Below are 15,642 nucleotides of genomic sequence, written 5' to 3' on the forward strand. Positions count from 1 at the left end.
AAAAATCAAAAATCAAAAATAAAAAGCTTACTTTCGTATTTAAAGTCGCCAAGCAGTGCCGCCTTATGGTTTATTTTAGCTATTGGCTTTGCTGGCGGAGTTATCTTTTGGGGGGGATTTAATACCGCGCTTGAAGTGACCAATACCGAAGAGTTCTGCATTAGTTGTCATGAAATGGAAAATAATGTTTATGAAGAATACAAAGAAACTATCCATTACTCTAATCGTTCGGGCGTTCGTGCTACTTGTCCAGACTGTCATGTTCCCAAAAAATGGACACATAAAATTGTTCGTAAAATTGCGGCGAGTAAAGAAGTTTGGGGCATGCTTACTGGCTTGATCGACACGAGAGAAAAGTTTCAAGATCATCGCCGCGAATTGGCTGAACGTGAATGGAAACGGATGAAAGAGAATGATTCACTGGAATGTCGTAACTGCCATGATTTTGAGTACATGGACTTTTCAGGACAAGGTAATCGCAGTGTTAAAATGCATTCAAGTGCGCTGGCTTCTGGCGAAAAAACCTTTATAGATTGTCATAAGTATATCGCCCATGAATTACCAGACATGAAAGGTGTTGAAAACTGGTGGTTTACTGACTTTCTGTGAATAGCTCAAACGCTTGTTCGTGAATCCGTGATATGTAAAAGCCTCTTTAATTGTCATGATTAAAGAGGCTTTATTTTGTTTCGTGTATGATAGTTTTAACTCTTATTGCTCTAATTATTGCAGCAGATTTTTACTGAACTCTATTAATTGAAAACTTATTTATGCCTGTTTTATTAGATATTAGAGCACTTTCTTCATGACGATAGCGTCTTCATAACCGAAACCAGAGGCACTTGGGTAGTAACCTGTTCTTCTGCCAGTTTCAATAAAGCCATTATTGATATACATCATTTGAGCACTGATGTTTTTTGCCCGAACTTCTAACCAAATAACGGTATTGTTTAGTTTTTTTGATTGCATAAAAAAGTGTTCTAGTAATGCTTTACCATAACCTTTGCCCTGCAGTGTAGGTAATACACAAACATCCATTAACGTTGCTTCACCAGCGACATGCTCGCCAATATAAAAACCCACTAACTCATTGTCCACTTGTAAGTAATGACCATAATAGCGCGCGCCAATACAGCCGTTAAAGGTTTTTTCACTCCATGGGTGAGAGTGACAAGCATTCTCTATAGGGATTAATAAGTCTACGTCGTTGTTTAATATTTTATGGTAGCTAAAAGTCATATCATTGAATTTCTTGTAGTTTTTGCCAAAGTGTTTGTTTTAATAGCGGAGAATTTTTCAAAACGTTAATCGACGGGGTAACCAAGTGATGCTTTGTGAGTGATATATCAGTCTGTTCACTAAATTGCCAAGTTAATAAACCTATCGATAAGGCGTTATTATTGCAACTTACTTCACCAATGGAGCAACCTAAAGAGTGCAGGATGTCGGTAAATATATGAGTATCAACTAATGTAGCAAGTTCAATGTCTAGATAAAGAGGGTGGTCGCTATCGTTCGTTTTATCACTGTTCTTTAACTGCCAAAGTTCAATACCCATAGCCTGCAAGTGCGAAAACTGTCTTTTAGTCATGGTCATAAATTAAGGCGATAAAGCATAGCGTAAGTAAGAAGCACATAATGACAGAATTTTCACTTAATACCAAATATACCCGTTAATATAGACGGTGTATTAATTCTCTGATTCTGAATTAATCGCAAATTTAAAGATAAAGCCACTGTACTTTATAGCGTTTTAATTTGAGTCATGACTAGTTGTTCTAACTCTTTAAAACTAATGGCTTTACTGAAATAATAACCTTGATACTCCTGATACTCCTGATAGTTTAATTGTTGGAGAAACGCTAAATGTTCACTTAATTCCACCCCTTCTGCGATAACACTTAAATTTAAATTATTAGCCAAGTTAATAATAGAGTGAACAATACTTTGATCAATTGAAGACTCATGCATTCCCATAATAAACGAACGGTCAATCTTGAGAATGTCGAAAGGAAATTGTTTTAAGTAATTTAAAGAAGAAAAACCTGTACCAAAATCATCTAATGAAAGCTTAAAGCCAAGTGCCTTAAGTTGTTGCATAGTTAAAATAGCGATATCTATTTTATCCAGTAACATACCTTCAGTAATTTCAATTTTTATCCTGGCGGGAGGGATGCCATATTGGTTTAGTTTCACTTTTAAAAGTGCAATAAGGGCTGCTGAGTCAGAAAAATTTTTGCTGATAAATTAATGGCAATAGGTCCAAAGTATAACGCTTGTTTTTGCCATAAAGCAACTTGAGCGAAGACCTTATTTATTGCGATTTCATCCAGTTGATCTATTAGACCAAGCTTTTCAGAAAAAGGAATAAAACTGTCAGGGTAAATAATATTACCGTCCGCTTCAACCCAGAGAATTAAGGCCTCTGCACCCGAAATTAAGCCAGACTTAGTATCAACAAAGGGTTGATAATAAAATTCAAAGGTCTCATCTTTTATTGCTGTGAGTAGCCTTTGTTCTTGCGCTAATTGTTCTGCAACTTCACTGTTCATGCGCTGTTCAAAAAATTGATAATTATTCTTTTTTTGAGCTTTTATATCAAAGATTGCTAACGCTGCTTTTCTTAATAGCTCTTGAGGAACATCAGCATCTTCAGGGTATCGTGTAATGCCAATGCTTGCGGTAACAGTCAACTGGTGGTCATCAAAGGCATATGCAGTGTCAAAACAAGACAGTATTTTCCGTGCAACAGCGATAGCGCCATAATTAGGGTCAGAAAGCTCAACTAAAATACAAAATTCAGCACCATTAATACGTGCAATAACGTCTTTTGGGTATAATACCGCACTTAAACGATGGGCAATTTCACAGATAACTTCATCACCGGCACTATGACCATAAGTATCATTAATTTTTTTGAAACTATTTACATCAAGTAATAATACGGTTGGTGATTTTTGAGAGCGCTGAGAGTTCAAAGAAGATTGGACAATCAATTCATGCAGTAGGGGTTCTATTAGGCCATTTGGTTAAATCATCGTGGGTAGCAAGCTTACTCAATTGCTGTTGTATTTTTACTTTTTCAGTAATGTCTCTAAAAACACCAAGATAATGGATGATTTCATTATTATCGTTTGATATCACTTCAATCTCTAATTCTAAACTATAAATTTCACCGGTAGATTTTTGATCAAAAAGCTCCCCTAACCAACTACCATGTACTATAGCCTAAGCGCGTAATTTTTCAGATAAATCAGTAGGCTGGCCATTTATTTCTGCAAAAACTACCTTTTGACCTATTACTTCAGATTTATGCTTGTGGGTATGTGTCACGTAAGCATTCTTTACTACTTCAATTTCGAAGTCTTTATTGCTTATCCATACCGCATCAGCCGTATTCCTAAAAGCAATAGACAATAACGCCAACTGTTCTTCATTGGCTCTAATTTCATTATTATGACGTGTTAAACGTACTTTTTCTTTTCGTATATAATGACGATTTACCGTAAGTAATAAAATGACTAAGGAAAATAGACTAATTACAATCGTCACAATACTCTGACTTATTGCTGACTGTAACTCTAATGTTTGTAATTGATTTTCAGCTTGTAATAAGTTGATTTTTTTCTGTTTTACTTCTGCTCTATATTGATTTTGTAGAACCCTGATTGATTTTTGCTGTGCTTCGCCATTAAGTTTATTAATGAATAGGGTATGTTTTTCATAAAAATTAAGGACTTGTTGCCACTTTTTCTGCGCTTGATAAGCTTTGCTGATGCGTTTATAGGTCTCTGGTTCAAGTTGCTGAAGTTTGGTCTCTTGATAGTAAAGTAATGCGCGATTATAAATAGCTAAAGCTCGAAGAGGCTCTCCCTGCAGTAGATAGATATCGCCAATAAAGCCTTCCGCACTAATTTGTGATTTTTTATTCTTGGTTGCTGCAGTTAATTGCAACGCTTCTTCTAATTACTTTTTTGCTAATGTTAATTCATTAATTGTAATGTAGGCATCGGCGAGACCAATAATGGCACCTAATGTCTCTTTAGGAAAATATTTACTGTCAGGGTGATTAATCACTTTTTTATAAGATACGATTGTATTCTCAAACTGTTTAAGATCAGTATAATAGATACCTTGATTTGAAATGTTAATGATATATAGCACACTGTCGTTAAGTTGTTGTGATATATCTATAGGTCTCTCTAAATATTTTAAGGCCGCATGAAAATCTTTTTGTGCCCAGCTAATTAGCGATAAATTATTAAGCGCCGCTGCGAAACCCTGTAAAGCCTGCAAGTCTTCATATAAACGCAAACTAGTAATAAAATACTGTTGTGCTTGGTCATAGTCGCCAATTGAGAAATACGAAATACCGGTTAAATTATTAATTTCAGCAACATCTAAGTTGGTCAGGTGGGCATCATCATTTAAAAGACTGTTATTTCTTTTTATTATTAGGTTGTTCATCTGATTAAATAACAGCAAGGAAATCTTTAATGCTGGCAGATGTTGTTGATCATTTTGTAACTCAAGCAGCTGATTTTTTTAATAGAAGATTTAATGCTAATAAGGATTTTTTTGAAATAATTTGATTAAGGTTTTTTTATAGCGGTCTAACCATCTTTGAGCATTAATAGTATCTCATTGAAAAATAGCATTGTAATGCAACTGATTAATAATTAGTGCTTCAAAGCGCTTGTTTTTAAACGGCGTTAGTTGCTCAAGCAGTTTAGTGTAGCTACTTTCTTTTTCTTGAAATGAAATCGACGTATTATTACGGTTAGACTGATAATCGGTGTCTAAATTTACTTCGCTGGTTAGCGCTGTTGCAACAGTGCTAAATATTATGAAATATAAAGAAAAAAATAATAAATAGGGTGATTTTATTTGGGGCACAGTACTAAAAAGTGTCAAATTATTCCAGTCAGATATTATTAGAAGTAATAAATATATTATAGGTTATATTTTTATTTCTTCACCTAAAAATAAATTATACTTTAATAAGTATAATGACTGCTCTTATTTTGAGAGAACTGAGTTACTATTAAGTTTTCGGTGATTTATAAAGATAGATTTTTTATCATAGCTAGAAATAGCTAAGAAAAGAATTGGCAGGGGTGGAGAGATTCGAACTCCCAACCGTCGGTTTTGGAGACCGCTGTTCTACCAATTGGAACTACACCCCTGCAACGGATTCGAATTATACGCAAGCAATAGCAAAGGTAAAGCGCTAAAGTCAAAAAAAATGAAATAAATGACTGTTTGCTTAAAATAACAACATTGCGTTTGTTTTAAAATCAATTGTTATCAGGTAAAGCAAACAATCACAGATACACTATTAATTATTACAAAAACGAAGTGCCTCTGGGTAGGGGAATACATCTTCAAATTTACCCGTAGCCACACTTTTTTGGCATTGTTGCCAAAAACTGGCTTCTAACAAATCTGCATGATGTAATAAAAAAGCATTGCGGTATTTAGTATTTGCCAACGCAAAAGTCGCAATTTCTTCTGGAAACATGTCGCCAGGTGCTACCGAGTACCAAGGTTCTGCAGCGTAAATTTGTTCCTCGGTAATCGCTTCTGGTTTCACCCTAAAGTTAACTTCATCCATATAGGTTATTTCATCATAATCGTAAAATATGACTCGTCCATGTCGGGTTACGCCGAAGTTTTTGAGTAACATGTCGCCAGGGAAAATATCGGCAGCAATTAACTGTTTGATCGCGCTGCCATAGCCATACATTGCTTCTTCAATTTCCTCATCACTTGCTTTAGCTAAATATAAATTGAGCGGTGTCATACGACGCTCAATATATAAATGTTTGATGATAATTAATTCATCTTCAAAACGAATAATAGATTGAGCAACATTGAGCAGCTCTGTTAATAATTCTTCACTAAAACGGTCTTTGGGAAAAGCAACTTCAGAGTATTCCATGGTGTCAGCCATTCGGCCAACTCGGTCATGTAATTTAACTAAGCGATATTTCCCTTTAACTTCTTGCTTAGTCATGGTCTTACTCGGGGCAAATTTATCTTTTATAATTTTAAAAACATAAGGGTAAGAGGGTAAGGTAAATACTGACATCACCATACCTTTAATACCTGCAGCTAATTCAAACTTGTCATCACTTGCGTCGAGGTGATTAAGAAAATCACGATAAAACTGTGTTTTCCCTTGTTTATGAAAACCAATGGCTGAATATAAATCGGCTAAGGTTTTATGAGGAATTAAGCGTTTTAAAAATTGCACTAAAGCAAAGGGATGCTGACAGTCGACAAAAAAGTAAGCGCGGGCAAAACCGAAAACCACCGCCATATTTGCCCCTTCGGTTAATAACGCATCTATGTATAATCCTGCTGCTTTTCCTTCTTTTTCATTATTAACAATAGGGACAATAAAGGGGGTTTCACCGCCAGGAGAAATAACTCGACCAATAATATAAGCCCCTTTGTTACGATAGAATATAAAATCAAGAATATCGAACTTCAATTCGCTAAGTTTATATCGTGTTTTATGAGCTTGAACGCGAAAAGACTTTATAAGACTTTTCATGTCTCTTTCTAAGTTAACAAAGGGAATGTTGAAGTTGGCATTATTCATAATAGCCGCAATAGTTTGTTCTAGGCCTAACTCACTTGGCAAATAGCGCGTGTATATAATAGGATTGGCAATGTTTTCTATTTTTTCAACGGTACTTTTTACAAAAATAAAAGCATTGTGGTAGTACTTACGTTCAAATAAATGACAAAAGATAGAGTTATAAAAGCTCTCTGCTAGCTCTGGTTGATGGTGTTCTTTTAATAAATCGACGTAACTTACCTTAACGTTTTGCCATAAAAGTTCGTCAAGATTTGAGACAAAAAAATCTTTTTTAATGGTCTCAAGTGTTTCTTCAACACGTTTATCATAAAAGTCTGTTCTACTTTTTGCTGCATCTTGAACCGCTTGCCATTGGCAGAGCTCAAAGCGTTTTTTTGCGGATTGAGTAATTTCACTAAAAAGATAGATATGTCGCTCAAAGCCATTAAGGATGGTTTTAGCGAGAGCAAAAGAAATATTGTTCATGATATTTTCAACTATAAATTTATCGATAATCTCAGCATACGGTAAATTGTCAAAAAGGGGAGATAAAGTTTCCAATATGATGATTATAAACAAGGTAAATACTAAGCTGTTTTATATTTAAGGTCTCTTGACCCTTTATTGCCACCGTATCGGCGTTATTACTTGCTATTGTTGGCGCTGAACACTAAAATTACGCGTTTTTTATTCTCTTAAAATAGATATTCTAATTGGTATTTACATGCGCGTAGCTGACTTTTTTTTTGATTTACCCGAAGAACTTATTGCTCGATATCCGAAAGCGGATCGTACCTCAAGTCGTTTAATGTCTGTTAACGGTAATAGTGGTAAAATCCTTGATCTTGGATTTACCGATATTATTGAACAACTTAATGCTGGTGATCTACTTATCTTTAATAATACCCGCGTAATACCAGCGCGTATGTTTGGACAAAAAGAAAGTGGGGGGAAAATTGAAGTTTTGGTTGAAAGGATCCTCGACGAAAAACGTTTTCTTGCTCATATTCGTGCCAGTAAGTCACCGAAAGTCGGTAACAAACTTATTTTAGAAGGCAAAGTCTCTGCGACTATGCTTGGTCGACATAGTGCTTTATTTGAATTAGAAATACAGGGTGATCAATCAGTTTTATCCGTGCTTGAAGAAATTGGCCATATGCCATTACCTCCTTACATCGACCGTCCTGATGAAGACAGCGATCGTGAAAGATATCAAACTGTTTATAATGAAAAACCTGGTGCGGTTGCTGCACCTACCGCAGGTTTACATTTTGATGAAAATTTATTAGAAAAAATAAAAGCTAAGGGTGTTGATCTCGCTTTTATTACCTTACACGTTGGCGCAGGTACTTTTCAGCCAGTAAAAGTCGATGAAATAGCCGACCACATTATGCATGCTGAGTATGTTGAAGTATCTGACGAGGTTGTTCAACAGATAGCCCTGACAAAAGCGAATGGCGGTCGTGTTATCGCTGTTGGTACAACTTCGGTACGTTCGATAGAAAGTGCTGCTAAGGTGGCTAAAGATAAAGCATTACCGCTTAGCGCTTTTTATGGTGACACGGATATCTTTATTACCCCAGGATATGAATTTCAAGTAATTGATGCCTTAATCACTAATTTTCATTTATCAGAGTCAACCCTGTTAATGCTCGTTAGCGCTTTCTCGGGTTACGAACACATGATGTCTGCGTATCAACATGCAGTGCATGAAAAATATCGTTTTTTCAGTTATGGCGATGCGATGTTTTTAACGAAAAAAGATTACAATATTTAAGATGATGTATAAAGCGTTTAATAATTTATAATAAACAACCGCTAGCCTGTTTCGCTAGAGGGTTTGGAGAAAGTCTATATGACAGATAAAACAGTAGCACCAGTGACTAAACCAGTAAAAAGCAAGATGAAGTACCAATTAATCAATACTGACGGTAAAGCACGTCGAGGCCGTTTAACGTTTGATCGTGGCACAGTAGAAACGCCAGCGTTTATGCCAGTAGGGACTTATGGCACGGTTAAAGGTATGAAAATGGAAGATGTTGAGGCAACAGGTGCTGAAATTATTCTAGGCAACACTTTTCACCTTATGTTACGTCCTGGTACTGAAATTGTTGAACAGTTTGGCGGTTTACATAATTTTATTAATTGGCAAAAGCCAATTCTTACTGACTCTGGTGGTTTTCAGGTGTTCAGTTTAGGTAAAATGCGTAAGATTACCGAAGAAGGGGTTAAGTTTAGTTCTCCTATTAACGGTGATAAAATAATGCTAACTCCTGAACGTTCAATGGAAGTTCAGCGCAGTTTAGATGCCGATGTTGTGATGATTTTTGATGAGTGTACGCCATATCCTGCATCACATGAAGAATCAAAAAGTTCGATGGAATTATCACTACGCTGGGCACAGCGTTCTAAAGTTGCTCATGGCGATAATCAATCAGCTTTGTTTGGCATTGTACAAGGCGGCATGTATGAAGACTTACGTGAAGTTTCTGTTAAAGGTCTAAAAGACATCGAGTTTGATGGTTATGCGATCGGTGGTTTATCGGTAGGTGAACCCAAAGAAGATATGATCCGCATTCTTGATCACACCACCCCCTTGATCCCTGAGAATAAACCCCGATATCTTATGGGTGTTGGAAAGCCTGAGGACTTGGTTGAAGGTGTGCGTCGTGGTATTGATATGTTTGATTGTGTTATGCCAACACGTAATGCCCGAAATGGTCATCTATTTGTGACTAACGGCGTTATTAAAATTCGTAATGCTAGCCACAAAACAGATACAGGGCCATTAGACAGCGAATGTGACTGTTATACCTGTAAAAATTATTCACGCGCTTATTTGCATCATTTAGATAAGTGTAATGAAATTCTAGGCTCACAATTAAATACCTTACATAACTTACATTTTTATCAACGTGTTATGAAAGGATTGCGTGCGGCTATAGAGCAAGGTAAGTTAGACGACTTCGTGAGTGAGTTTTATGCGTTACGCGGATTACCCGTTCCAGAACTAAAATAGCTATTTACACAAATTAAAAGAATTATCCATTTATTAACAATAAAAATCAGAGGAAATTATGAGTTTATTTATCAGTGAAGCACACGCAGCAACCGGCGCACCAGCAGGTGCCGATGGCACATCAATGTTGATCATGCTAGCCGTTTTTGGTTTAGTTTTTTACTTTATGATTTACCGCCCACAAGCTAAGCGTGTAAAAGAGCATAAAGGCCTAATGTCAGCATTATCAAAAGGTGATGAAGTTTTAACACAAGGCGGCATCGTCGGTAAAATTGTGAAAGTTTCAGACGAAAAAGATTATATCGTAGTAAGTGTTGCTGAAGGTACTGAAGTTGTTCTTCAAAAAGCAGCAATCAATGCGGTATTACCTAAAGGCACAATGAAGTCATTGTAATTGTAAGTCGTGGTAGGTTAGTTACTTGCTAAACAAGTTGACCATTGTGACTAACCTGCAACGATTTAAAAGAACGTTAATAAAAAGGATGAACTTGTGCTAAACAAATACCCCTTATGGAAAACACTGATGGTGCTATTTATAGTCGCTTTTGGTGCTTTATATGCTTTACCTAATTTATACCCTGAAGACCCTGCTGTGCAGGTTTCAGGTTTACGTGGCGTTGAAGCCAATGCTACAACGCTTGATAGCGTAAAGAGCGATTTGACTGCAGATAATATTTCATTCTCAAGTATTGTGCTTGAAAATGGCCAATTACTTGTCCGTTTTAGTGATACCGAGCAACAACTTCGTGCCCGTGATTTGCTTGAGGAAAGTTTAGGCGATAAATTTTCGGTGGCGTTAAATCTTACGCCGGCAACACCTGCATGGTTAGCAAGTGTTGGTGGTACACCGATGAAGTTAGGTTTAGATTTAAGTGGTGGTGTTAGCTTTTTAATGGAAGTGAACATGAGTGAAGCGATAGTTAAAGCGCAAGACGCCCTAGTTGATGATTTTCGTACCGATTTACGTGGCGAAAAAATTCGTTACCGTAGTGTCAAAAAATCGAATGATTCCATTAATGTTCAGTTTCGTAATGCAGAAGACTTAACTACAGCCCATGACTTTTTGAAGAAACGCTACCGTGACTTTTTAATGTCAGAAAATGCAGATAATTTAACCTTGTCTGCAAAAATGACCGATGAAAAAATTAAAGAAGTTCGCGAATATGCCTTGCAACAAAACATTACCATTATTCGTAATCGTGTTAATGAATTGGGTGTCTCTGAGCCGCTTGTGCAACGCCAAGGTAAAAAACACATCATCATTGAATTACCCGGTGTGCAAGATACAGCTAAAGCAAAAGAAATTTTAAATGCGACGGCAACTATCGAATTTAGACTCGTTGATACTGATGGCGATTTAAGTGCGGCACTCAATGGCAGAGTGCCAGCGAGCTCTAAGTTATTATATGAACGTGACGGCAAACCTGTTTTATTGAAAAAACGTGTCATGCTAACTGGTGATCATATTGTTGATGCAGGCTCAAGCTTTGACGAATATAGCCGCCCACAAGTCAATATTTCGCTTGATTCTGCCGGCGGTGGAAAAATGTCCAATGGGACTAAAAGCAATATTGGTAAGCCAATGGCGACCGTATTTATTGAATATAAACCCACTGACCGTAAAGATGCTGAAGGGAATACTATTTTTGAAAAAATAGAAGAAGTTATCTCAGTAGCAACTATTCAAGCACGTTTAGGTAAAACCTTCCGCATTACAGGTGCGGGTAGCCAAAGTGAAGCACATAATTTAGCCTTATTATTACGTGCCGGAGCGCTTGTAGCACCGATTCAAATTGTTGAAGAGCGAACGGTTGGCCCTACATTAGGTGCTGAAAATGTTAGGCTTGGTTTTGAAGCTATTTTAATGGGCTTTGGCTTAGTGTTTATTTTTATGATTATTTATTACCGTGCTTTTGGTGTGGTAGCAAATCTAGCGCTTGGTGCTAACTTAATCTTAATTGTTGGGATTATGTCGTTAATTCCTGGGGCAACGTTAACGTTACCCGGTATGGCTGGTATTGTTCTAACAGTTGGTATGGCAGTAGATGCAAACGTACTTATATTCGAACGTATACGAGAAGAAATACGTGAAGGTAAGTCGATTCAACAATCTATTCATCAAGGATATGAGGCAGCATTTTCAACCATTATTGATGCCAATATTACCACGCTTATTGCGGCACTTATTTTGTATGCTATTGGTACAGGTCCGATTAAGGGTTTTGCGATTACCTTATCTATTGGTATTCTTACCTCAATGTTTACAGCGGTTGTGGGTACACGAACCGTAGTTAATGCTGTTTGGGGCGGAAAACGTCTCGACAAACTTTCAATATAGGGCGAAGATATTTATGCAAATTTTACAATTAAAAGAAACTGTCGCCTTTATGAGTTACCGCAAGGGAGCATTGATGTTTAGTGTTATATTGATGCTTGCTTCTGTATTTTCTTTAATGACCAATAAATTAAACTTTGGCCTAGATTTTACGGGTGGAACATTAATTGAAGTGGGTTTTGAAAAAGCGGCTGATTTAAACAAAATTCGTGCGGTAATGGACAGTAATGGCTATCCAGATGCGGTAGTGCAGTTATATGGTACTAGCCGTGATGTGGTTATTCGTTTAGCCGAACGCGAAGGTTTAAACGTTGAAATGCTCGGTAATGAAGTACTTAGTGCCTTACAAGAAGGTACAGGTCAAACCATGGAAATGCGCCGTATTGAATTTGTGGGTGGCAGCGTCGGCGATGAATTAGCAGAGCAGGGCGGCTTAGCTATGTTAACTGCGCTAATTTGTATTCTCGTTTACGTAGCATTCCGCTTTGAATGGCGTTTCGCTTTAGGTTCGGTGTTTGCTTTATTTCATGATGTATTGTTAACACTGGGTTTGTTCTCGGTATTAAAACTTGAGTTTGACTTGACGGTACTTGCAGCGATATTGGCGGTTATAGGTTACTCACTCAATGATACGATTGTTGTGTCTGACCGTATTCGTGAAAACTTTCGTAAATTACGTGAAGGCGGGCCAGCAGATATTATCAATATTTCGTTAACACAAACCTTAAGTCGTACTTTTATAACGTCAATAACCACGTTATTAGTATTAGCTGCACTGTTTTTTAGAGGTGGTGAGCTTATTCATGGTTTTGCAACCGCGTTATTGTTTGGAGTCTTTGTTGGTACTTATTCATCTATTTATGTAGCAAGCTCTGTTGCACTCGCTTTTGGTATTTCTAAAGAAGACTTAATACCAGAAGTAATTGATAAAGAAGGCGCAGATCAAGAAGAGATGACGCCTTAACGCATCAAGCTGACAATAAAAGTTGTTAACTAAAAGCCGAGTATCCTTATTCGGCTTTTTATTGTCTTATCAAAAAGATTATCTGATACCCCCGTTTAAAAAGGACTTATTAATGACTATTAAGATGATATTTGTAATAAAGTTGCGCTAATGCTGAATTTTATTAGTGTACTGTGTTTACATTAAATCATTTATTAGTATAATTACTCTAGTTCTTAAGGGCGATGCTCTTACCAAACTTTTGTTATTCCATTACAAATGTTTTTATGCCGCGTAACTTACGCGGCTTTTTTTTGCCTAAAAAAGGACATTTAAGGTACGTTAGGCTTTATTGGCAATGTCGTGTATCACTTTAGCAATGTTAATATTATGGTCTTCAGCTCGTGCCGAGCCAACGATGGTAATAGCGACAAGTGAAAGATCGCAATCTTTTGAATTAATATAATTTTGAAGTTTTAAGCTATAAAAAGTTTTTACTTTAGGTTTTAGCGGCTCAGCTCTGTTACCTTCAACCACAATGGCTATTTTATCATTAGACAGTTTAACCAGTGAGCCCACCGGATGGACACCTAAATACTTGATAAACTGTTGAACAAGTAGCTGATCAAACTTGCCTTTTTCGGCTAATAAATAACGTAACGCGTTAATGGGTTGTTGACTTTTTTTATAAGCTTTATCACCTGTTACGGCGTCATAAACATCAATAATTGCTGTAATACGAGCAAGTTTAGAAAGTTTTTCTTTTTTTAAGCCCCTCGGGTAGCCAGAACCATCTAATCGTTCATGGTGATTAATCAACATATCCATAATGATAGGATCATTAAAACCATCTTTTTTACAAAGCTGATGTCCCCATGCAAGGTGTTTTTTAACAATATCCATTTCATTAACTGTCAGTTTATCTGGTTTTTCAATGATGCCTTTGGGTATTTTTGCAACACCAATATCATGTAATAAAGCGCCCAATGTCATTTTTTCAGCGGTTTCTTTATTTAAGCCAAGGAAAAGTGCAAAGCCGCATATTAAGATGGCGCAGTTAGTGGCATGCTCCCATTGATAGGTAGAGTGATGGCGAATACGCGTTAAAATAGTTATGGCATATTGATTACGAATAACCGAGCTGGCTATCTCTGAGGCGAGCAAACTGATTGCCTGCGGTGATAGACTTTTTTGACTTTTCGCTTGGTCGAACAAATCCTGAATTTTTTTATTACTATCATCATAGATTTCACACGAACGTGAAAATTCTTCATTTAATGAGCAAGGTAAAGTCACTGACTCTGCAGTTGATAATTTCTCTTCTTTAGCTGTTAAATTTTTATTTTGTTCCTTATCAGACTCAAGTTTGATAATAACTTGAGTAACGCCTTGTTTTTTTAAAGACATTATTGTGCTTTGAGAATTAACTCTGCCTTGGTTTTTTACTTTTGTTTTACTGTGTTTAAGCATTACGGTGGTAACGAACATACCAATTTCTAGTTCATCAATGCTTAACGTCTTCAATCTAACTTCTTCAGTCATATAGTATTTTTATTATTATTGTTCCATATCCGTTCATACTTGCTTATTTTTTATACTTTTACAATAAATTGTTATATTAGCAAATGAGATGGTGTGAGATAATTGAAGACTGCTCATTAATTAATTGATACCAATAATCATGAATTCAACAATCTTAAGCACCTTTTTAGTCGACGTTAAAAACAATCAATCGTTCTGGGCTCTGCAAGAAAAATCAGCAGAAGATTGGGTAGTACTTGATTCTATTAATTTTGAAAACACTGAAGTTATGCCATTATGGTCAAGCCAAGAACTCGCTCAGAAGCATTGTGTTGATGAATGGCAGGAATATGTTCCGACTAAAATAACCTTAAGTGACTGGTTGGAATTTTGGTTAGAAGACCTTAGTGAAGACGGTGTTATCGTTGGCATTAATTGGCAAGAAGAAACTAGTGATACCAATGATAATACATATGTTGAGTTAGATTTAGCCGAATTTAGTCAAGCACTCGCTGAAATTGAAGCTTTGTAACATTTAGAAAAGCAGTATGTTGACTTCATTATAGAGCTCAACGTGCTGCTATTATTCGCCTGATACATCTAAATAAGTTAGTAAACTTATTCGACCATTCTTGGTAGACGCTATTTTATTTTTATTGATTAAATCCTTCCAGGCGGTCACTTTGCCACCCGTATTGAGCTGCTCAAAGCTTGCCGATTCATTTCCTTGCGCTAAAGATAAAAAATTGAGTAATTTCTGATAACTGTCTGACTCGCTAACATCTATAGTGAGTAAGTCTTTTGGGCGAGCAAGAAAATACTGTCCAACCTCACTCTTATGCCGCTGGTAGCATAATGATAAAAAATTATCATCTTCAATATTATCTAAGGTAAATGGTGAAAATGTACTTTGGTAACAGCGTTTAATAATTGTATTAAAGCCACCATCATCTCGGGTAACATTAATATACATTCGTTGTAGTAATTGCTTAATCGAAGGTAACCATTTTTGTGACTCACGGGACAAATAGATAAATTTACTGTCAGGGTAAAATGTATCTAGACGTTTAAAATCAGCAAAAATGGGCGTATCAGCGATGACTTGTGCATGATCAAAAGTTTTTTGCGTATAAGCTGTGTGTGCGACGGTATAGCCGAGTTCAAGCATAGCGGCACAAATACTGGTGGTGCCGGTGCGAGGTAAGCCGATAATGAATATTTTAGTGCTGTTCATATCT

General features: G+C 36.6%; 18 protein-coding genes and 1 tRNA gene. 7 read left to right on the top strand and 12 right to left on the bottom strand.

All coding sequences use genetic code 11. The annotated features are described in order from the left end of the window. Positions 1-18 precede the first annotated feature (18 nt). Entirely contained in the window at positions 19-609 is a 591-nt protein-coding gene (locus tag H4J67_RS16555) for a NapC/NirT family cytochrome c (protein ID WP_182204400.1), read from the top strand. Between the two features lie 180 nt (positions 610-789). On the opposite strand, the gene rimI is transcribed toward H4J67_RS16555, so the two are convergent. From rimI to aceK, 10 genes are all read right to left on the bottom strand, one after another. Beyond that, positions 790-1,239: a ribosomal protein S18-alanine N-acetyltransferase gene (gene rimI / locus H4J67_RS16560; RefSeq protein WP_182204388.1), complete on the bottom strand. Its 450-nt coding sequence runs from the start codon at positions 1,237-1,239 to the stop codon at positions 790-792. 1 nt (position 1,240) lies between these two features. Beyond that, positions 1,241-1,591, bottom strand: coding sequence for a DNA polymerase III subunit psi (locus H4J67_RS16565; protein ID WP_182170998.1), 351 nt, complete (start codon positions 1,589-1,591; stop codon positions 1,241-1,243). A gap of 152 nt (positions 1,592-1,743) precedes the next feature. Continuing rightward, positions 1,744-2,196 (bottom strand): EAL domain-containing protein, encoded by a 453-nt coding sequence (locus H4J67_RS16570; protein WP_182171000.1) that lies wholly within the window; start codon positions 2,194-2,196, stop codon positions 1,744-1,746. A gap of 2 nt (positions 2,197-2,198) precedes the next feature. After that, positions 2,199-2,978 (bottom strand): diguanylate cyclase domain-containing protein, encoded by a 780-nt coding sequence (locus H4J67_RS16575; protein WP_182171010.1) that lies wholly within the window; start codon positions 2,976-2,978, stop codon positions 2,199-2,201. A gap of 19 nt (positions 2,979-2,997) precedes the next feature. Beyond that, entirely contained in the window at positions 2,998-3,225 is a 228-nt protein-coding gene (locus H4J67_RS16580) for a PAS domain S-box protein (RefSeq protein ID WP_182204401.1), read from the bottom strand. Positions 3,226-3,228: 3 nt separating this feature from the next. Beyond that, on the bottom strand, positions 3,229-3,954 hold the full coding sequence (locus H4J67_RS16585) for a hypothetical protein (RefSeq protein ID WP_182171013.1): 726 nt from the start codon (positions 3,952-3,954) through the stop codon (positions 3,229-3,231). Positions 3,955-3,966: 12 nt separating this feature from the next. Further along, on the bottom strand, positions 3,967-4,467 hold the full coding sequence (locus H4J67_RS16590) for a tetratricopeptide repeat protein (RefSeq protein WP_182171016.1): 501 nt from the start codon (positions 4,465-4,467) through the stop codon (positions 3,967-3,969). Between the two features lie 174 nt (positions 4,468-4,641). Further along, entirely contained in the window at positions 4,642-4,914 is a 273-nt protein-coding gene (locus H4J67_RS16595) for a hypothetical protein (RefSeq protein WP_182171019.1), read from the bottom strand. 195 nt (positions 4,915-5,109) lie between these two features. Beyond that, positions 5,110-5,186, bottom strand: a tRNA-Trp gene (locus H4J67_RS16600). Between the two features lie 152 nt (positions 5,187-5,338). Continuing rightward, positions 5,339-7,072, bottom strand: coding sequence for a bifunctional isocitrate dehydrogenase kinase/phosphatase (gene aceK / locus H4J67_RS16605; RefSeq protein ID WP_182171022.1), 1,734 nt, complete (start codon positions 7,070-7,072; stop codon positions 5,339-5,341). Between the two features lie 238 nt (positions 7,073-7,310). On the opposite strand from aceK, the gene queA reads away from it, so the two are divergent. From queA to secF, 5 genes are all read left to right on the top strand, one after another. Beyond that, the gene (queA, locus tag H4J67_RS16610; RefSeq protein ID WP_182171025.1) at positions 7,311-8,363 is read left to right on the top strand and encodes a tRNA preQ1(34) S-adenosylmethionine ribosyltransferase-isomerase QueA; all 1,053 of its coding nucleotides are present in this window, start codon (positions 7,311-7,313) and stop codon (positions 8,361-8,363) included. Positions 8,364-8,489: 126 nt separating this feature from the next. Further along, complete coding sequence (gene tgt / locus H4J67_RS16615; protein WP_182171367.1) at positions 8,490-9,605, top strand: tRNA guanosine(34) transglycosylase Tgt; 1,116 nt, start codon at positions 8,490-8,492, stop codon at positions 9,603-9,605. Between the two features lie 58 nt (positions 9,606-9,663). Continuing rightward, positions 9,664-9,999, top strand: a complete 336-nt coding sequence (yajC, locus tag H4J67_RS16620; protein ID WP_182171028.1) for a preprotein translocase subunit YajC — start codon at positions 9,664-9,666, stop codon at positions 9,997-9,999. A 96-nt stretch (positions 10,000-10,095) separates the two neighbouring features. Then, positions 10,096-11,943 carry a protein translocase subunit SecD gene (gene secD / locus H4J67_RS16625; protein WP_182171030.1) on the top strand — a complete coding sequence of 616 codons (1,848 nt, stop codon included), beginning with the start codon at positions 10,096-10,098 and terminating at the stop codon, positions 11,941-11,943. Between the two features lie 13 nt (positions 11,944-11,956). Continuing rightward, positions 11,957-12,904, top strand: coding sequence for a protein translocase subunit SecF (secF, locus tag H4J67_RS16630; RefSeq protein ID WP_182171033.1), 948 nt, complete (start codon positions 11,957-11,959; stop codon positions 12,902-12,904). A 321-nt stretch (positions 12,905-13,225) separates the two neighbouring features. Here secF and H4J67_RS16635 read toward each other — a convergent pair whose 3' ends face one another. Beyond that, the gene (locus tag H4J67_RS16635) at positions 13,226-14,425 is read right to left on the bottom strand and encodes an HD-GYP domain-containing protein (protein ID WP_182171036.1); all 1,200 of its coding nucleotides are present in this window, start codon (positions 14,423-14,425) and stop codon (positions 13,226-13,228) included. Between the two features lie 139 nt (positions 14,426-14,564). Between H4J67_RS16635 and H4J67_RS16640 the strand changes: the two genes are divergently transcribed. Next, entirely contained in the window at positions 14,565-14,936 is a 372-nt protein-coding gene (locus H4J67_RS16640) for a DUF2750 domain-containing protein (protein ID WP_182171039.1), read from the top strand. Between the two features lie 51 nt (positions 14,937-14,987). Here the strand turns inward: H4J67_RS16640 and H4J67_RS16645 are convergent, their stop codons facing one another. Beyond that, on the bottom strand, positions 14,988-15,638 hold the full coding sequence (locus H4J67_RS16645; protein ID WP_182171042.1) for a sulfotransferase: 651 nt from the start codon (positions 15,636-15,638) through the stop codon (positions 14,988-14,990). Positions 15,639-15,642: the final 4 nt, after the last annotated feature.

It is taken from the genome of Colwellia sp. BRX10-4 (assembly GCF_014077465.1).
GTDB lineage: Bacteria > Pseudomonadota > Gammaproteobacteria > Enterobacterales > Alteromonadaceae > Colwellia_A.

What these genes read in the sequence shown, in the direction of transcription:
- rimI (WP_182204388.1), bottom strand. Translation starts at nt 1,239, where the DNA reads ATGACTTTTAGCTACCATAAAATATTAAACAACGACGTAGACTTATTA.
- H4J67_RS16565 (WP_182170998.1), bottom strand. Translation starts at nt 1,591, where the DNA reads ATGACTAAAAGACAGTTTTCGCACTTGCAGGCTATGGGTATTGAACTT.
- H4J67_RS16590 (WP_182171016.1), bottom strand. Translation starts at nt 4,467, where the DNA reads ATGAACAACCTAATAATAAAAAGAAATAACAGTCTTTTAAATGATGAT.
- aceK (WP_182171022.1), bottom strand. Translation starts at nt 7,072, where the DNA reads ATGAACAATATTTCTTTTGCTCTCGCTAAAACCATCCTTAATGGCTTT.
- queA (WP_182171025.1), top strand. Translation starts at nt 7,311, where the DNA reads ATGCGCGTAGCTGACTTTTTTTTTGATTTACCCGAAGAACTTATTGCT.
- tgt (WP_182171367.1), top strand. Translation starts at nt 8,490, where the DNA reads ATGAAGTACCAATTAATCAATACTGACGGTAAAGCACGTCGAGGCCGT.
- yajC (WP_182171028.1), top strand. Translation starts at nt 9,664, where the DNA reads ATGAGTTTATTTATCAGTGAAGCACACGCAGCAACCGGCGCACCAGCA.
- secF (WP_182171033.1), top strand. Translation starts at nt 11,957, where the DNA reads ATGCAAATTTTACAATTAAAAGAAACTGTCGCCTTTATGAGTTACCGC.
- H4J67_RS16635 (WP_182171036.1), bottom strand. Translation starts at nt 14,425, where the DNA reads ATGACTGAAGAAGTTAGATTGAAGACGTTAAGCATTGATGAACTAGAA.
- H4J67_RS16640 (WP_182171039.1), top strand. Translation starts at nt 14,565, where the DNA reads ATGAATTCAACAATCTTAAGCACCTTTTTAGTCGACGTTAAAAACAAT.
- H4J67_RS16645 (WP_182171042.1), bottom strand. Translation starts at nt 15,638, where the DNA reads ATGAACAGCACTAAAATATTCATTATCGGCTTACCTCGCACCGGCACC.